Genomic DNA, 11,945 nt, shown 5'->3' with positions numbered 1-11,945 from the left:
AATTCAGCGTACCACTACATCCCGACCTTTGGCCATTCTCATGAGCCTTTTACACTCCGGCGGTATTGGGTTCCCCTCATCCCAACCTGTGACCGTTCTCACAGATTTAAAACAGAGTTCAGCAACCTCTTCCTTGGTCATTTGGCACTCTAACTCTCGAAAAATGTAATTCTTACTCATTTCGCGATACTTCAATGATAAAACCTCTAAATACAAGAGGTTGTACTACATTTATAAGATATGCACCATTAAACATAATCAGACATAATACGCACTTAGACTGTAAGCCCCAGATAGTAATGTCACTTTTGAGCTAGATTAAAATGTCCTCCTAAGCTTACCTATATTGGTCTGCTTAGGAATTATCCGGATGCTTATTACAATGGACGTTTGTGGCCGTCAAGTTAGCTTAAGCCCTCCTGATAGAGTTGGTATGAGCATTTATTTTTATGTAGCAAAGAACGAGTCCTATCAAAAACACGGTTTCTCGATTCAATGAACCAATCAATACCACCAATCAGGCAGTCAAAATAACCATTTTAAATCAATGATATAAAAGTAGTTGCAAGTTTCATCTATACTCCGTCGCTGTATTAAATCGGAGCCAAAATTTTGCAAACAAACAATGACCAAAAGCAAGCAATTATCTTATGCGCACTACTAATCATTGGATCTACTTTCTTTAATGTTGACCTAATGGTGGCGAGTACTGGTGAGCAAGTCATCTCCTTTGTTTCTGCGTTTATCACATACGTTGCCATTATTTGTTTGTTCTTACGATTCACTAATGTGGACGTTATCAGTTCTAATTATCGAATCTTGATCGGTGTTAGTTTTGTTGGCATGACGATCTTAGAGAATGTTTACCCGGTCATCCTGTACAGTGACCAAATATTTATTACTGAGTACTACGTTATCTTTTGCATCGAACTCGTTCTAAGTATCTACGTTACGAACGTCATAATTAATGTATCCAATATACTTGGCATGTTGGGAAGGCTCTCTCTACTCGATTCATTGCAGGCGAAGAGAAAAGTAAGACGAGATTCAAAAGCTGAAGCAACTCGGGTATATAAAAAGCTCTATCCAGTATTGGAGCTCCTTCTTGATCAAGGCTATAGTTTTGATTCACTGGAAGTTAAAGGTATTGTTAAAGTGTTAGGCGACTTGCCAGCATTGGGAAAGAAGCGAAAGAACTTCGCTAAATCTTATCTCAGAGATGAATTCACATTACGTAAGTTACCGCGTGATCCTTCACACTTAAAAGGGCAAACGCTGTGGCATTAATATCTTCAGATAAAACACTGACACCTAAATCAATTGTCCGTTAGCGCACTTCGGCATTGCATCAACAGACGTGTCAGACCAATCGACTTACGTCATCGCTAGATAAAGCGTTAAACACACTATCGCACTCTCATTGGTAAGGCCGTATGCCATCAATTTTTGGCCTTTCTGGGCTGTAGCTAGTTTCAGCCTCAAGAAGGAGTTGTTAAAACTTCCGAGCAATCCAACAAGTTACGTTGTATCTTCCTAAAAAGCTACAACTTGAAAGCTTAGCCTTTATGCAAAATAAACCACTTTAACAGGCTACTATTTCGTGTTTAAATTTTGATCTATCAAACAGTTATATGAATAAATTTGGTGATTAAGCAATCAAATGCTATGCATTCAATCCTTAAAAATAAATTAAAGTGTTAACATCAGGCAATTTTGTAAACTAGGTGTTTGATATGTTGCCTAAACTTTATAAGTTCAGATCGCTCCACGACAGAAACATACAATCTATTTCCGAGTGTTCGTTGTGGTTTGATTACGCTAAAACTTTTAATAACCCTTTTGAATCTAACCACGTATTCAACAAAGAGCTTCAACAAAACTTTAAGATCATGTGTTTCTCTCAGTCGAACGACCACCCAATACTATGGTCGCAGTATGGTGACAACTTTAAAGGCATGTGTATCGAGTATGATCTCAACTGCTATAACGGCGAGGCCAATCTCAACTGTTTTGAAGTCCAGTATGAAGACGAACCGAATATGTTCCGCCCGGCATCGCTAAGAGGTTTACAAACATCAAGACTGGGAGCTGAGATATTCAAAATTAAGCATTCTAATTGGCGTTATGAAAAGGAATACCGCTGGGTATTACCTGATGACGAGATGATCGGAAATAAACTCTACCTTAATAGAGAGTGCCTAAGCTCGGTGATTCTGTCAGAGCACGCTCCTGCCGACAAGAAATTGAAAGTTCTGATGACTTGCCAGCGCCTTGGTATCCCTGTTAAACACGCAATAGCAAAGCAAGAGTCGTTTACCTTCGAAGTGGTCAGTTAAGTAGAGTGTAATCCTACTGTTTAGCGCCAAAACAAGACATTCACATAAAGTTACAGCGCAACAAAAAAGAGAGCGACATTAATGAGACTCTCTCTTTTTATTACATGTTCACCGTAAGCTTTCCCAGTACTTTATCTTGCATCTGCTCAATCGTCGCGATAGACATTTGAACAGTTGAAAACCAATAAGGTCGGTGCTTAACGTTAAATAGTTCACTATTATCTAACGCCTCGAAAACAGAATATTTTCTACCTTGAGCCAAAGCTGCACCATAAACCGTTCGCTCAAGTACTGGAATGTCATTCACTTCCTCTAGAAGTGCCCTCTTGATGAACTGATTTCCAGGGCTCCAATCTATAAATTCAACGAGGTTTTTTAGTAGCTTAAGCTCTAGCTGCTCGACCATTGATTCAAGAAACTGTGTGTTTGGCATCACCTCAGTACAAGCATAATATTCGTCATGCTTGTCACTTGCTTCACGATAACCAAGCATCGTTTTTACCAATGCGTCTTCAAACGTTGAAGAAAAGTGGTTACAAATTAAAAACAAAGGCAGAACTCTCAACACACCAAGTAAAATGCCTACGTTAGGATCTTTAACCGACGTTTCTTGAAGTCGAATTCGAGTCGCATTTGACGTCACGACCAAGTGTTGCCAAACCTTAGGTGTGATGTGTTTAATGTTGCCATCATTCCACTTAATCAGCTGTTGACTCATTAACAATGGGAACAATAAACGACAATTTTCTATTCCTATTTGTCGTGCTGCAACTTTTGGATCGAGAATTACCTTAGATTTCTTTCCATATTTATCTGCAAACTCTTGATTGGAAACAAACTCGATTAAACTTGAGCTCAATGGCCTACTTTTCGCGGATATTTCATGGAGTTTGGAAAAGTTTAAAGATGGCGAATACGCAACACTAGCGAACTGATTGTAATCGGGTAAGTCTGAAAACAACGAACTTATTAAGGTACCTTGAAGCTTCTCAAGCATTAGCGCAGAAGCGGCATTGCTGACATCATCGATAACGTATCGTAAGGTTTGTTGCTTCGCGTCGACTTTTTCACGATGAGCATTGACTCTATCCTGCTCGCAGCGCAATAAAATACGTTGATTGTGAGATATGCGGTCAGATTCATCAAATATGACACTATCACAATACCTATTTTCCAAACTTAGTAACGTGTCTACTGTAGATTGTGCGAGCTTATATTCAGGTGAGATTAACCATCGATTAAAGCGAGCTTCAACATTGATTGAGACCTTCCTTGAGATCTCAACTACTTCAGGGGTATAACTTTTATTTGCTAACAACAACCGTGACTTTCCTTTGCCGTAAATGCTCTTGTATCGGCATATCCTGCCTTTATAACAAAACTAATATTAATAGAAATTAGAGATTGGTTCACGAAATTGTTTCAATAAAATTAAGGATATTTAGTTATAGTGCGTTGAGAGTGGCTAGTGTGTGATATGTAGCCGGATATACTTTTCTGGAAAGCTGTATTTGAACCTTTTCTTCGTCGGTAGGTGTTTTTTCGCCTGCTTGCAAACTTTACTATCTCCAGACGTTCTCACCTTTTTGATTCTTGCATAACCTTTAGAGTGCTTCATCTCAATCATCAGATCGCAATAACCCTCGAAATCAACATTACTCTTGTTGAGCCCTTTCATGACGGTGACTTTTATCTTTTTAGCTACAGGATTAACCAATGCATCGTCGGGAAAAGCGACTGGGGATAAAAAACATAATAGTAATACTAGATATCTCATACTGCTCTCTCTTTGTTGAGGGTGAGAACAGTATGCGGAGATTTAAGAGAAATGAAGGATTAACTTAGTATGAGGATTGGCCAACTAACGCGTAACTCTCAACGATTACGCTTTCTTTGAGCCTTTAGACTTAAAACCATTATGCGGGAACACGTTACGAATACGTTGCTGTACGTTTTTAGGAACATCTTTAGTGAACTTGAGATTGTAACCAGAACGTTTTGCATACACTTTTAGCTCGCCTTTAAAGGTATTGTTATGACCAATCTCTTGAAGGTTGTGCTTAAAGCTCGGTGGAAGATGCCCTTTAACTTGTTCGATCGCCCCGTCGCTAAATTTAATTTTCAATACCGGTCGATCGACTGCTACTAACCAAAAAACTAATACCGCACCGATTAAGATTACGTACATCATAATGTCACCACTACTGTTGATGGTTATTTATCGTCAGAAAGGAGCTTGCTTAAGTCTTCTTTGAGGCTAGTCACCGTCTTGCTGGCCTGCTCACTACGAGACGCTTCGCTAACCAAATACTCGATGGCATCTGAGAGCGTACAACCTAGCTCGTTCGCACGTTGAGATAGCTTTTCCCATACACGGTAATCAAGGTCGATTGATTTCTTCTTTGTATGAACTTGTTCAGCATTGAAGTGGCGTTTTCGCTTAGCTCTGATCGCTTGTTTAAGCTTGTTATCGAGCTCAGGAGACATGTTGTTAGATATCCACTCAAGGACACCTGTAGGTTGGTGTTCAAGCTTCAATAAGGCTTTAACAGCAACGTCAGATTCACTTGAATCTATGTGGCAGGTGATCGACTCGCCTTCTTTCCATTTTTTGACCAGATAGTTCCATTTCCAACCACATTCCAAGTTTTCAAGTTGCTGATATTTCATGTCTAATCTCGAAAGTTAATCCTAGTGACAGCGTAACCCAAAATAGGCTATTTAACAATTATTGTCTTGAAAGAATAGACCAAGATCATACTTATATTAGCTTAGTGATTAGTAACTACAACATAGAGCTACAAGCGAGATCGGTTTTTCTATATACTCCCTACCTCATTATCATAATCAGAAACTTAAATGACTCAAGTAGATTGGCGACATGTTACGCCTCAGTACGACGAATATAGCGCTCAATTAGAGCAATTCCCTGACATCTCGCCTTTCCCGTTTTCAGATATTCAACATAGATTCAAAGATGCGCTAACCCGCTTTGTTCGCTTGTCTAACCTTTCGCGCGTTTTACTGGTAAATGCTCCGGACAATTCAATCTATCGTCAAATGATTGTTGAATCTCTAGTCACTGCTTTAGATGATCACACTCTGCCGGTTATCAAAACTGAGTCTTTAAATGCTGCCTCTCTATTTGACCAAGTTCAATCGAAAGACGGTAAGGTTATTGCGACAAAACCTGGCCTACTGGCTAGAGCAAACAACGGTTATCTGATCGTTTCAGCAAACCTGATCTTGGCAAACCCAGGAAGCTGGTTACTGCTTAAATCTGCGCTGCTTGGTGAAGCTGTAGAGCCTATCAGCAGTAACCCTGAACACTTGAATCAGTCGCCAACCTTACCTCTTACTTACAATATTAAGTTAATTGTAGTTGGAGACAGAGCTCAACTAGGTGACCTTGATTACCTAGACAGCGATATTCAAACCGGTTTTTGCCTATTCAGCGAAATTGAACAGGACATTAAGCTCTCAGAAGACACTCTGACTCAATATCTTGGTTACCTTAAGTGGCTTCAACAACGCTATGAATTACCAAACATCACGCAACAAGCGTTGACTGGCATTCTTACTGCCGGAGCAAGAGAAACCGAAGATCAAAGCTATATCCCACTGTGCCCTATTTGGCACAACGCGTTATTGAACGAAGCTTTGATTGAAGCCGACAATGGTGAGATTGATATTCACCATATCCAGCAAGCTCAACAGCACAAATACAACCGTGAATCTTATCTACCAGAACGCGCCCTTGATGATATTCGTGATGGCCAAGTCATTATCGAAACTGAAGGTGAACAAGTTGGTCAAGTTAATGGATTGACGGTCATCGATGTACCGGGACACCCAATATCGTATGGTGAACCTGCACGAATTTCCTGTGTTATTCACTTTGGTGATGGTGATATTGCCGATGTTGAGCGCAAAGCCGAGCTGGGTGGTAATCTTCATGCTAAAGGCATGATGATCATGCAAGCATTTGTGAGCAGCGCACTAAACCTTGAAGATCCATTACCATACGCAGCTTCCGTAGTATTTGAGCAGTCTTACTGCGAAGTAGATGGCGATAGTGCTTCTCTTGCGGAGTTGTGTTCTCTGGTTAGTGCTTTGTCTGAATACCCTATCAATCAACAAATTGCGGTTACAGGTGCAGTTGACCAATTTGGACGTGTGCAAGCTGTTGGCGGGCTAAACGAGAAAATCGAAGGCTTCTACCATGTGTGTAAGCACAACGGCTTAACAGGCGAACAAGGTGTGATCCTTCCAAGATCGAACTTAAGGCATCTTGCACTAAAGCCTGACCTTATTGAAAGCATTAAGAATGAAGAATTCCATATTTGGTCTGTGTCTAATGTAGACGAAGCAATTCCTCTCATTATGAACAAACCATTTAGAGACGATGAACAAGAAAGCGTTCTGAGTAAAATCGCGGAACGTATTGAAAACTTTGAAAGACATGAGCACCCTATTGGAATCGTTGGACGCATTAAAAACTGGTTTGTCTAGTACTGATCGGACTTGTTTAGCGTACACCTGTTCACTAATATGCACCTATCAAAAATCGGAGTAATTGATAATGCAAAACAAACGTGATTCTTACACTCGCGAAGAGCTTCTAGCATCAAGCCAAGGCGAACTATGGCCACAAGGCCCTCAACTACCAGCACCGAACATGCTAATGATGGATCGCATCACTAAGATGTCTGAAACTGAAGGTGATTACGGTAAAGGTTTAGTTCTTGCTGAGCTGGATATTACTCCTGACCTATGGTTCTTCGATTGTCACTTCCCAGGTGACCCTGTAATGCCTGGTTGTCTAGGCCTTGACGCAATGTGGCAGCTGGTTGGTTTCTACCTTGGTTGGGTTGGCGGCGAAGGTAAAGGTCGTGCTCTAGGGGTTGGCGAAGTGAAATTCACTGGTCAAATTCTGCCTACAGCGAAAAAAGTAACTTACGAGATCCACATGAAGCGTGTTGTTAACCGTCGTCTAGTTATGGGCCTTGCGGATGGTCGCGTACTTGTTGATGGTAAAGAGATCTACGTTGCTAAAGATTTGAAAGTTGGCCTTTTCCAAGATACGTCAGCATTCTAATCTAATAGTTAGATTTTTAGTAAAGCAGCCCATGGCTGCTTTATTTTCGTTCCAATAAATTTAGTTATAGTGCATTAAAGTATCCCGTATTAAGCTTGAAACAGGATAAATCCACCAGCGATACGCTTATGATAGCGAAACTATAATACTTTATAGCTCTGGGGAGCTTATCACTCGTCTGAAACTAACAAGGCTCCAGCCGTTGTAATCAACAGACAATGGAGCCCTGACCTTGAATTCTTTACGCCCTATCTACTTATAGAGACCTGATTGCTTGTCATCTTTGGCGTCACGCCATCCACCTAACCAATAAGACCGAGAATCCATTTGGCTATATGGGCAAGCTTCTTGCGACCGTCCATTTAAACCAGCCTTGTAGCCTTGAGATTGTGCTCGTTCTAGTCGATCACGCTTTTGTCTCTTCATAGTGCAGTCCTCATACGGGTGTTCCATTTACTAACATACAATGATTACAACTTTACGGAGTTTTTGTGACTCCAACTTTAAGAATCGGTCAAATTTTCACTTTTCTCAAGGCGAAAAAAAGCCCGAGTTCAGAATTGTGAACTCGGGCTCAAGAGATAAAATTATTTAAATTTTCTGCGGAACCCTAATAGACCAAGCACAGTCAAAGTTAACCAACCTAGGCTACCACCTTGGCGCTCAACTTTCTCGGTGTCGGTGCTACGAGTTACTACGCTATCAATGTCAGAGCCAGTGTCATACCTTGCTCCCTTGATTGGGATAAGCTTAACAGCTACAACCTTTTCGACTGCGTTAGATGAGGCACCACCACAGTATGAGTTGTGTGATGTTGTGTCATAAGGCTTATCATTACCGTCGACTGTACATTTGATAGCCGTTGCTGAAATCACGCCAGCATCATTGATATCCGTCGCATCAATGATTCTAAATTGGTTATTGTGACTAGACGCATCACCATCATTTGTTAAGTCATCTAACCACCATGCTTTACCACCAAAAATATCAACACGGCGTTCATCAGTTGAAGACGGGAGATCGTAAGGGTAAATAAAGCCTCTATGTCTTCTTTCGCTGCCATCGACTTCACGCGTCGTTTCCGCATCGATCTGGCCAACAAGTTCATTGTAATTATTTACCGCTTTAGCTTCACCGCTTGAGCCACTGAAGAAGATACCGCCAGACAAATACGTTGCTGTTGGGTTTTTAGCATCCGTTACAATAAAAGGCTTATTACCGGCACTACCATTTTCAGGAACATAACCGTTACGTTTTGAATATCCAACTGCAAACAAGTTGTCGTTAATATCGGTTGCTACTGAGTTACTGTATCTAGCATCATCGTTAGATGAACCAGACTTAACCTCTGCACCGCTAATTTGTGTAGTTGTCCACGTTGCCGTAGCGAGATCGAGTGAAGTACTCACAAAGACACTTGCATTCATATCTTGTAGATCGCCGTTTCCATCAGCAGTATTATAGCCTACACCATAAAAAAGAGAGTCCGATTCAACAATTGAACGCATGCTGCCTTGGGCAAAATAATCGCCCTGTTGAGCGTTACCAGATCTAATCCAGTCGATCTCTTTCGTTATTGTGCCATCCCAAATAGCCGCCTTTGAACTAAACGTTGTATCTGACGTATCCGTTTTAGCTCCTTCCGTAGATACACTACCTACATTGTAAACTTTGTCGTTACTTGCTTTGATAGCGTGCCATGCACGAGTTTCCGAAGTGCCTGTTGGCCCATTTGGTGTAGTTGTGAACATCGCGTTATTACGAATACCACCTTCAGATTTAACCCCCAAAGGCTCAACTTCATCGGCATCGTTTATATAAAGCGAGTTAATTACCGTATTGCGGCTATCAAAGGTTTCGCCACCTTCAACAAAGGCTTTCGCATTGACATGAGTAAGGTCATTTCTTTCCTTACTCCAAGTGTCATTCCAACGGTTTTCAGCCCAACTTTCACATGTAGAATATCTCAGCTCTCGATAACAATAGTTTTCGAAATCATCACGCTCTTGAATGTACTGAAATGGTGCATCCATTGCGAATGGTACTTCTTCACGATAACTTACCGCTTCAAGCGTATCGCGAGTCTCACCAGCAAGTTTAAATGCACTATCGGTACAGTTGGTTGCAGCTGAATCGAAGCAACCTAACGCAAGCTCATTCGTTCCGTCTGTCGCAACACCAGGTTGAATCGCCACACCATAGATTTCAGAGGCACCTGTAATTGAAGGAGTGACTTCAACGACCTTGTAAAGCGCAGCATTGGCATTAGTTGCAGCAAAAACTAATGCTGCAACTGTTGTTAATTTAAATTTAGTACAAGTCATTATTACTTCTTAACTTTCCTGTTGTAGTGCCTCGAGCTCTTCCCAGCGCTCAAAAGCAACTTCAAGCTCCTGCTCTGCTGCAGATAGCTTATCTAATACTGGTTGTGTCTGCTCTACAGATTTTGAAAAGAAGCTTGGATCGTTGACTTCTTCCTGAAGAGTTTCAATTTGAGTTTCCAATTCTTCTAAACGCATTGGAAGCGCTTCTAGTTCTCGTTGTAGCTTATACGATAACTTCTTAGGTTTAGCCTTAACTGGCGCAGTTTTGGGAGTTTCCTCAACTACTTTCTCAGGCTTTGATGGCTTTTCAACCTGTCGGTACTCTAATGCTTGCTTTCTTTGCTGCTGAGCATCGTGGTAACCACCAACAAATTCTTCAATAACGCCATTACCCTCAAAGATCCAACTTGTCATCACTGTGTTATCAACAAACTGACGATCGTGACTCACTAAAAGCAGCGTACCCTGATAGTTGGCAAGCAAATCTTCTAAAAGTTCCAAAGTTTCGATATCTAGATCGTTGGTTGGCTCATCGAGAATCAACAAGTTGTTCGACTTAAGGAAAATACGCGCCAATAACAGACGGTTTTTCTCACCACCAGATAGTGCTTTAACAGGAGTGCGAGCACGTTTTGGAGAGAATAAGAAATCTTGTAAGTAGCTTAGAGCATGACGCTCACGGCCACCTACGGTCACTTCTTGCTTACCATCCGCGAGGTTATCAATTACAGACTTCTCAGGGTCTAGAATTTCGCGGTATTGGTCAAAGTAAGCGACTTCAAGCTTAGTACCACAATGCAAACGACCTGAATCAGGCTTAAGCTGGTCAAGAAGCAGCTTAAGTACCGTACTCTTACCACAACCGTTAGGACCAATCAGAGCGATACGATCGCCACGCATGATGTTGAAGCTGAAGTCCTTAACAATTTCTTTGCCTTCAAAGCCAAAGTTAAGATTCTCAGCTTCAAATACAATCTTGCCTGAACGCTGGCCATCGTCGATTTGGATAATCGCTTTGCCCTGCACTTCACGACGGTTCAAACGTTCTTCACGTAGCTTCTTAAGCGCACGAACACGGCCTTCGTTACGAGTACGACGAGCTTTGATGCCCTGACGAATCCAAACTTCCTCTTGAGCAAGCTTCTTATCGAATTCAGCGTTTTGCATTTCTTCAACACGAAGCGCCTCTTCTTTCTCAACAAGGTAATTTTCGTAATCGCCCGGGAAAGAGCTCAATTTACCGCGATCAAGATCGACAATACGTGTTGCCATCGATTTAATGAACGCACGGTCATGCGAGATAAAGATGATTGAACCGCGGAAGTCTTTCAGGAAGCCCTCTAACCATTCAATGGTTGCAACATCCAAGTGGTTAGTCGGTTCGTCGAGTAGAAGCACGTCAGGGTCACATACAAGCGCACGAGCAAGTGCCGCTTTACGTTGCCAACCACCAGACAAATCTGTCAGTTTGGTTTCAGCAGTCAGCTTAAGTGCTGCCAATACGTTACTTACACGATCTTCAAAACGCCATGCATTAGCATGATCCAGTTGTTCTTGAACGCGAGTAAGGCGGTTTAGATTCTTTTCACTTGGGTCTGTCGCGATGAGATCCAGAAGATCATGATAGATCTTCAGCTGTTCGCCGATTTCAGCAAGGCCACCAGCAACATAGTCATAAACTGTACCTTGTTCATTACGCGGTGGATCTTGTTCTAGACGAGACACAACCACATCTTGCGTGATTTGCATCTTACCGTCGTCCATGATGATGTTTCCAGATAGGATTTTCATCAATGTCGACTTACCAGCGCCATTGCGCCCTACTAAACATACACGTTCGTTTTCTTGCAGCACGAAGTCCGCACGATCTAATAATGGGTGATCACCAAACGCTAATTGCCCATTATGAATTGTAAGTAATGCCATTCTTCTTTAACCAATCATTAAGTTCTAACAAGCCAAATGGCCAGTTAAGCTCTGAGCTTTGAGAAAGGTCAGAGCTTTCAAATTTGAGCACCGGAATAGTGACCCCGTAACGGGAAAAGAGCTCATCATCAAATGCAATGTCAACAACGTTGACGTGATGGCTAATGTTTAACTGTTCCGTGAGTTGGAATGCCATCTCACATAGATGGCACCCTTCTGTACTGTAGAGAGTCAGCACTATATATCCTTATACGATCTCTT

Annotated in this window: 12 protein-coding genes and 1 pseudogene; 4 read left to right on the top strand and 9 right to left on the bottom strand. The window is 41.6% G+C overall.

Features of this window, described 5'->3' with window-relative positions; translation table 11 throughout:
- Positions 1-9 precede the first annotated feature (9 nt).
- Positions 10-195 (bottom strand): annotated as a pseudogene (locus AB4133_RS19130) (regulator); the annotation flags it as partial.
- A gap of 417 nt (positions 196-612) precedes the next feature.
- Here AB4133_RS19130 and AB4133_RS19125 point away from each other — a divergent pair.
- The gene (locus AB4133_RS19125) at positions 613-1,287 is read left to right on the top strand and encodes a hypothetical protein (protein WP_108100428.1); all 675 of its coding nucleotides are present in this window, start codon (positions 613-615) and stop codon (positions 1,285-1,287) included.
- Positions 1,288-1,733: 446 nt separating this feature from the next.
- Positions 1,734-2,336, top strand: a complete 603-nt coding sequence (locus AB4133_RS19120; protein WP_372225377.1) for a DUF2971 domain-containing protein — start codon at positions 1,734-1,736, stop codon at positions 2,334-2,336.
- Positions 2,337-2,436: 100 nt separating this feature from the next.
- Here the strand turns inward: AB4133_RS19120 and AB4133_RS19115 are convergent, their stop codons facing one another.
- The 4 genes from AB4133_RS19115 to matP all read right to left on the bottom strand — a co-directional run bounded on the left by AB4133_RS19115 (position 2,437) and on the right by matP (position 5,006).
- On the bottom strand, positions 2,437-3,657 hold the full coding sequence (locus tag AB4133_RS19115) for a hypothetical protein (protein WP_065585053.1): 1,221 nt from the start codon (positions 3,655-3,657) through the stop codon (positions 2,437-2,439).
- Between the two features lie 144 nt (positions 3,658-3,801).
- Complete coding sequence (locus AB4133_RS19110) at positions 3,802-4,113, bottom strand: hypothetical protein (protein ID WP_017059671.1); 312 nt, start codon at positions 4,111-4,113, stop codon at positions 3,802-3,804.
- Positions 4,114-4,218: 105 nt separating this feature from the next.
- On the bottom strand, positions 4,219-4,527 hold the full coding sequence (locus AB4133_RS19105; RefSeq protein ID WP_017059672.1) for a DUF3634 family protein: 309 nt from the start codon (positions 4,525-4,527) through the stop codon (positions 4,219-4,221).
- A gap of 23 nt (positions 4,528-4,550) precedes the next feature.
- Positions 4,551-5,006 (bottom strand): macrodomain Ter protein MatP, encoded by a 456-nt coding sequence (gene matP / locus AB4133_RS19100; RefSeq protein ID WP_017068911.1) that lies wholly within the window; start codon positions 5,004-5,006, stop codon positions 4,551-4,553.
- A 189-nt stretch (positions 5,007-5,195) separates the two neighbouring features.
- On the opposite strand from matP, the gene AB4133_RS19095 reads away from it, so the two are divergent.
- Complete coding sequence (locus AB4133_RS19095; protein ID WP_017066880.1) at positions 5,196-6,848, top strand: Lon protease family protein; 1,653 nt, start codon at positions 5,196-5,198, stop codon at positions 6,846-6,848.
- Positions 6,849-6,918: 70 nt separating this feature from the next.
- Complete coding sequence (gene fabA / locus AB4133_RS19090; protein WP_017059675.1) at positions 6,919-7,434, top strand: bifunctional 3-hydroxydecanoyl-ACP dehydratase/trans-2-decenoyl-ACP isomerase; 516 nt, start codon at positions 6,919-6,921, stop codon at positions 7,432-7,434.
- A 252-nt stretch (positions 7,435-7,686) separates the two neighbouring features.
- On the opposite strand, the gene rmf is transcribed toward fabA, so the two are convergent.
- The 4 genes from rmf to AB4133_RS19070 all read right to left on the bottom strand — a co-directional run bounded on the left by rmf (position 7,687) and on the right by AB4133_RS19070 (position 11,922).
- The gene (gene rmf, locus AB4133_RS19085; protein WP_017059676.1) at positions 7,687-7,860 is read right to left on the bottom strand and encodes a ribosome modulation factor; all 174 of its coding nucleotides are present in this window, start codon (positions 7,858-7,860) and stop codon (positions 7,687-7,689) included.
- Positions 7,861-8,021: 161 nt separating this feature from the next.
- Entirely contained in the window at positions 8,022-9,758 is a 1,737-nt protein-coding gene (locus AB4133_RS19080; RefSeq protein WP_372082593.1) for a DUF3466 family protein, read from the bottom strand.
- 9 nt (positions 9,759-9,767) lie between these two features.
- Positions 9,768-11,684: an ABC transporter ATP-binding protein gene (locus AB4133_RS19075; protein ID WP_017068914.1), complete on the bottom strand. Its 1,917-nt coding sequence runs from the start codon at positions 11,682-11,684 to the stop codon at positions 9,768-9,770.
- Positions 11,662-11,922 (bottom strand): glutaredoxin family protein, encoded by a 261-nt coding sequence (locus tag AB4133_RS19070; RefSeq protein ID WP_019823251.1) that lies wholly within the window; start codon positions 11,920-11,922, stop codon positions 11,662-11,664. The genes AB4133_RS19075 and AB4133_RS19070 overlap by 23 nt, the downstream gene beginning before the upstream one ends.
- Positions 11,923-11,945: the final 23 nt, after the last annotated feature.

It is taken from the genome of Vibrio sp. 10N.286.52.F8, from assembly GCF_041468745.1.
Taxonomy (GTDB): domain Bacteria; phylum Pseudomonadota; class Gammaproteobacteria; order Enterobacterales; family Vibrionaceae; genus Vibrio; species Vibrio crassostreae_C.
The sequence above is the reverse complement of the archived record's forward strand: the minus strand, read 5'-3'. Positions and strand labels throughout refer to the sequence as shown.

Excerpts from the sequence above, each read along its gene's own strand:
- fabA (WP_017059675.1), top strand. The coding sequence starts at position 6,919 with ATGCAAAACAAACGTGATTCTTACACTCGCGAAGAGCTTCTAGCATCA.
- rmf (WP_017059676.1), bottom strand. The coding sequence starts at position 7,860 with ATGAAGAGACAAAAGCGTGATCGACTAGAACGAGCACAATCTCAAGGC.
- AB4133_RS19110 (WP_017059671.1), bottom strand. The coding sequence starts at position 4,113 with ATGAGATATCTAGTATTACTATTATGTTTTTTATCCCCAGTCGCTTTT.
- AB4133_RS19105 (WP_017059672.1), bottom strand. The coding sequence starts at position 4,527 with ATGATGTACGTAATCTTAATCGGTGCGGTATTAGTTTTTTGGTTAGTA.
- AB4133_RS19120 (WP_372225377.1), top strand. The coding sequence starts at position 1,734 with ATGTTGCCTAAACTTTATAAGTTCAGATCGCTCCACGACAGAAACATA.
- AB4133_RS19080 (WP_372082593.1), bottom strand. The coding sequence starts at position 9,758 with ATGACTTGTACTAAATTTAAATTAACAACAGTTGCAGCATTAGTTTTT.
- matP (WP_017068911.1), bottom strand. The coding sequence starts at position 5,006 with ATGAAATATCAGCAACTTGAAAACTTGGAATGTGGTTGGAAATGGAAC.
- AB4133_RS19095 (WP_017066880.1), top strand. The coding sequence starts at position 5,196 with ATGACTCAAGTAGATTGGCGACATGTTACGCCTCAGTACGACGAATAT.
- AB4133_RS19075 (WP_017068914.1), bottom strand. The coding sequence starts at position 11,684 with ATGGCATTACTTACAATTCATAATGGGCAATTAGCGTTTGGTGATCAC.